3 protein-coding genes are annotated in these 3,635 nt (G+C 60.8%); 2 read left to right on the plus strand and 1 reads right to left on the minus strand.

The annotated features are described in order from the left end of the window. Positions 1-170 precede the first annotated feature (170 nt). Together VBE63_RS26065 and VBE63_RS26070 are read left to right on the plus strand one after the other, a co-directional pair. Entirely contained in the window at positions 171-542 is a 372-nt protein-coding gene (locus VBE63_RS26065; protein ID WP_323681432.1) for a DUF4158 domain-containing protein, read from the plus strand. A gap of 172 nt (positions 543-714) precedes the next feature. Continuing rightward, positions 715-3,129 (plus strand): Tn3 family transposase, encoded by a 2,415-nt coding sequence (locus VBE63_RS26070; RefSeq protein WP_323685914.1) that lies wholly within the window; start codon positions 715-717, stop codon positions 3,127-3,129. A gap of 302 nt (positions 3,130-3,431) precedes the next feature. Here VBE63_RS26070 and VBE63_RS26075 read toward each other — a convergent pair. Beyond that, the coding region (locus VBE63_RS26075; protein ID WP_323685915.1) for a hypothetical protein at positions 3,432-3,635 on the minus strand (204 nt) is incomplete at its 5' end.

Here is a 3,635-nt window from a genome sequence, read left to right on the forward strand (position 1 = left end):
AAACGCGCGCGTAGCCCAGGAGCATGGCACAACCACCATGTTGCAAATATCATCGCGAAACAGTTTAGTTTCGCGACAGACTTTTACAACAGTCCAAAAGCCCTCGTTCGAGCCTTGTGGTCGTTGTCGTTTCAGTTAGGACTTATGCGACATGGGCATGCACTGAATCCATGGGACTCAACGACGAGACGAGCGAGCGCGTACCACCGCTGACCCCGACGGAGTACGCGCTGGTCATGGCGAAAAACGCCGCCAACCGTCTCGGTTTCGCGTTACTGCTCGTGTTCTACCGGGAGCATGGGCGATTCCCGCCCAGTCTGGCCAAGATCGATTCCGGTCTGCAAGCGCAGGTGGCGGGTCAGCTCGGCCAGGAGTCCACCTTACCTGACCGCTACGATCCGTTGCAGCGGACCTGGAAGCGCGCCCGCGCCGAGATTCGCGCGCTGTTTGGCTTCCGCGAGGCGACGGTCACCGACGCCGACAACCTGGCGATCTGGCTGCGCGATTGCGTCATCGCTGCCGTCAGCAGCGATCTAGCATGACTGCTCGAACACTTGGAAAGGCGTTGTCGCGAACTCGCCATCGAGCCACCGACTGTCGAGCGGATGGAGCGCATCGCCCGCTCGGCGGTACGCGCCTACGAAGACGCCTTTCACGCCCGCCCGCACGCTCGATCGGCTCTCGTCCGCGACACGCAAGCGGCTGGATGCCTTGTTGAGTCCAGAGGAGACTGACAAAGCCGCTGCCGAGCATGAGGCCAGCCGCCAGCCCCCGGCAGTCTTGTTGAAGCTGCTCGGCAACCCTGGCCGACCCAGTCTTGCCAGCCTACAAGACGAGTTGGGCAAGCTAAATCTCTTGCGCGGGATCGCACTTGCCCCGGATCTGTTCGAAGACGCGGTGCCGCGCGATCTGGAGCGCTGCCATCGCCGGGTCTGCGTGGAAGCCCCCTATGAGCTGCGTCGGCACCCGGAGGGCGCGCGGCTGACCTGGCTCGCCGCGTTCGTGCATCTGCGCGCACGCACGCTCACCGACGACCTCGTCGATCTACTCATCGAGACCATCCACACGATCGGAGCACGTGCCGAGCGCAAGGTCGAGCGCGAGCTGCTCGAGGATCTCAAGCGCGTCAATGGAAAACAGAACTTGCTGTTCGCCCTTGCCGAGGCGACGCTGGCCGAGCCGGATGGCGTCGTGCGAAACGTCGTCTTTCCCGTAGTCGGCGAACAGACGCTGCAGGACTTGGTGAAAGAATGGAAGGCCACCGGGCCGACCTATCGCCTCACCCTGCGCGCGGTGATTCGCAACTCCTACCGTGGGCACTACCGACGCATGGTGCCCCGGTTACTGGCCGCGCTCGACTTCCGCTCCAACAACGACCGTCATCGTCCGGTGGTGGAGGCGCTTGAGCTGGTCAAGCGCTTTGCCGAGAGCAAGGTCCGGATCTTTCCGTCCGAGGAGGACGTTCCACTCGATGGCGTCGTGCGGGGCCTGTGGCGCGAGGCGGTGGTGGAGCAGGACGCTGCCGGCGAGGATCGCGTCAACCGCATCACCTATGAGATCGCCGTGCTGGAGGCCCTGCGCGAGCGCCTGCGCTGCAAGGAGATCTGGGTGGTCGGGGCTGACCGCTACCGCAATCCCGACGAGGACCTGCCGGCCGATTTCGAGCACAACCGCGAACGCCATTACCAGGTGCTGGAGCTGCCGTTGGACGCCGATCGGTTCGTCAACGACCTGCAAGCCAAGATGCACGAGGCCCTGAGCACCCTGGATGCCGGCTTGACGAAGAACCCGGCCGTTCGACTCACCACCAAGAAGGGCGGTGGCTGGATCACCCTGACCCCCTTGGATGCACAACCCGATCCGCCCAACCTGACCGCACTCAAGACCGAGCTCAATGCCATCTGGCCGATGACGAGCCTGCTCGATATGGTCAAGGAAACGGATCTTCGGCTCGGCTTCACCGAGGTGCTCAAGAGCCCGACTGCCTACGAGACCCTGGAGCGTGCAGTCTTGCAGCCACGCTTGCTGCTGTGCCTGCACGGGATGGGCACCAACGCCGGCTTGCAGCGCATGGCGAGTCTGGATTCGGGAGCGACGGCCAAGGATCTGACCTATGTGCGCCGACGCTATCTCAACGTCGACGCCATGCGCCGGGCCATTGCCATCATCGCCAATGGGACCCTGCATGCCCGCAACCCGGTCATCTGGGGAGAGGGGACGACGGCCTGTGCCTCGGATTCCAAGCATTTCGGCGCCTGGGATCAAAACCTGACGACCCAGTGGCATGTCCGTTATGGCGGGCGTGGCGTCATGATCTACTGGCATGTCGAGCGCAAGTCGCTGTGCATTCACAGCCAGCTGAAGTCGCCGTCGTCGTCAGAGGTGGCCTCGATGATTGAGGGTGTCCTTCATCACTGCACCGAGATGGAAGTCAACCGCCAGTACGTAGATTCGCAAGGTCAAAGTACGGTTGCCTTCGCCTTCTGCCACCTCCTTTGCTTTGCACTGCTGCCCCGACTGAAGGCCATCCACGCGCAGAAGCTGTACCGGCCGGAAACCGGCAAAGCCGATGCCTACAAGGATCTCCAGCTGATTCTGACTCGACCGATCGATTGGGAGCTGATCCGCCAGCAGTACGACCAGATGATCAAGTACACGACGGCACTGCGCCAGGGGACCGCTGAGACCGAGGCTATCCTGCGACGCTTCACCCGGCAGAACGTGCAGCACCCGACCTACAAGGCATTGGCCGAGCTTGGAAAGGCCATCAAGACCATCTTCTTGTGTCGCTACTTACACTCCGAAGCCCTACGCCGCGAGATCAACGAGGGGCTCAACGTCGTTGAGCAGTGGAATGGCGCGACCGATTTCGTCTTCTTCGCCCGCCGTGGTGAGATGGTGAGCAACCGTCGTGAGGACCATGAGATCAGCATGCTTGCGTTGCATCTGGTCCAGAACTGCATGGTCTACATCAACACGCTGATGATCCAGAAAGTACTCGCTCAACCGCATTGGCAGGGACGGCTCACGCCGCGCGACTATGCAGCACTGACGCCGTTGATCTGGGAGCACGTCAATCCGTATGGACGGTTTGAACTCGATATGAACACTCGGCTGGCCTTGCTCTGAGAGAAGTGGCGGCTGGTGACACGACTGTTGGGTCTACCCCATCTCGCTGACGAGGAACGACTGAGCCCTCCCAGGTTCCTGGGTGACCCTTGCGACCATGCCCTGCTCTCAGACCCCGGTGGAGTGCTCGCATCAGGCCACTGTCAATGCGATCACCGTTGCCTTCCGCCTTTTCAACAACGTCGGCTCCACGTTCATTCTTTCGAGGCTCCATCACACGGCCTAGCCGCCCCCTGTGTACGCTTCGCAGGCGGGGTCGCCCCCGCACCACGCAACACTCGGTTGCGGTAGATGGCCAGTCCTTACCGCTTCGGGACTTGCACCCGGCGGGTCATGATAAGAGGTTTCCGATTGCTCAACTCATTTGGCGTTCTTCCCCCTCTTCCAGGCTTTGCCTGGCGCAATGAAAATAAAATTACTAGATAACTTTTATATTTTTTTAAACTTGATAACTCGATAACACTGTTTGCTAAAAATAGTAAAAATTTTTGTGATCTGTGTTGCAT

This window comes from Lamprobacter sp., assembly GCF_034860625.1.
Lineage (GTDB): Bacteria > Pseudomonadota > Gammaproteobacteria > Chromatiales > Chromatiaceae > Lamprobacter.